This window comes from Arhodomonas sp. KWT (genome assembly GCF_010993615.1).
On the sequence record NZ_WNXE01000063.1, the window covers coordinates 1 to 1,722 of the forward strand.

At 64.9% G+C, this 1,722-nt stretch carries 1 protein-coding gene; it reads right to left on the reverse strand.

Annotation, left to right across the window (positions count from 1 at the left end):
* Positions 1-131 precede the first annotated feature (131 nt).
* On the reverse strand, positions 132-1,722 hold a 1,591-nt coding region (fusA, locus tag G7A99_RS10940), incomplete at its 5' end, for an elongation factor G (protein WP_163140170.1).

The window sequence follows — 1,722 nt, forward strand, 5'->3', positions numbered from 1 at the left end:
TTGCCATGGTCAACGTGACCAATCGTTCCCACGTTCACGTGCGGCTTCGTGCGCTCAAACTTCTCCTTGGACACGGCTCACCTCATCTGGGCTGAATTCTGTTAACGCTATAAACCCGACTGGCCAAGGGCTCAGCCGGCCTTCTTGATCACTTCGTCGGCGATGTTCGCCGGCGCCTCGGCATACCCCACGAACTCCATGCTGTAGGACGCACGACCCTGGGTCGCGGACCGCAGGTCCGTGGCGTAACCGAACATCTCCTTCAGCGGCACCTCGGCGCGGATCACCTTGCCGGTCGGCCCGTCCTCCATACCCTGGACCGTGCCGCGGCGGCGATTGACGTCCCCCATGACGTCGCCCATGAACTCCTCGGGCGTCACCACCTCGACCTTCATTACGGGCTCGAGCAGCACCGGATCCGCCTTCGCGAAGCCGTCCTTGAACGCCATCGAGCCGGCGATCTTGAACGCCATCTCCGAGGAGTCCACGTCGTGGTAGGACCCGTCGAAGAGCGTGACCTTGAGGTCGACCACCGGGAAGCCCGCGAGCACGCCGTTCGCCATCTGCTCCTGGATGCCCTGGTCCACCGAGGGGATGTACTCCTTCGGCACCACGCCGCCGACGATCTTGTTCTCGAAGGCGTAGCCCTCGCCGCGCTCCTGCGGCGCCATCTTGATCCACACGTGACCGTACTGACCGCGGCCGCCGGACTGACGGACGAACTTGCCCTCCGTCTCGATCTCCTTCCGGATGGTCTCGCGGTAGGCCACCTGGGGCTGGCCGATGTTGGCCTCGACCTTGAACTCGCGCTTGAGGCGGTCGACGATGATCTCCAGGTGAAGCTCACCCATGCCGGAGATGATGGTCTGGCCGGACTCCTCGTCCGTGCGCACCTGGAAGGACGGGTCCTCCTGGGCCAGCTTGCCCAGCGCAACGCCCATCTTCTCCTGGTCGCTCTTGGTCTTCGGCTCCACCGCGACGGAGATCACCGGATCCGGGAACTCCATGCGCTCCAGGGTGATCCGGTTGTCCTTGTCGCAGAGGGTGTCACCCGTGGTGACCTCCTTGAGACCGATGGCCGCCGCGATATCGCCGGCGCGAACCTCCTCGATCTCCTTGCGCTCCTTCGAGTGCATCTGAACGATGCGGCCGAAGCGCTCGCGCTTGCCCTTGACCGGGTTCCAGACGGAATCGCCGGAACGGATGACACCGGAGTAGACGCGGAAGAAGGTCAGCGTACCGACGTACGGATCGGTCGCGATCTTGAACGCCAGAGCGGCGAACGGCTCGTCGTCCCCGGCCGGGCGGGTCGCGGGGGTACCGTCCTCGAGCTCACCCTCGATCGGCGGCACGTCCACCGGCGACGGCAGGTACTCGACCACGGCGTCGAGCAGCGCCTGGATGCCCTTGTTCTTGAACGCGGTGCCGCAGAACACGGGCACGATCTCGTTGGCCAGCGTCTGCGCGCGGATACCGCGGTTGATCTCCTCGACCGTGAGCTCCTCACCCTCGAGGTACTTCTCCATCAGGGCCTCGTCACCCTCGGCCGCGGCCTCCACGAGCTGCTCGCGATACTCCGCGGCCATCTCCTGGAGCTCCGCCGGGACGTCGACCTGATCATAGGTGACGCCCTGATCCTTCATGTTCCAGTAGATGGCCTTCATGCGCACGAGGTCGACCACGCCCTGGAAGTCGTCCTCCGCGCCGATGGAAAGCTGCATG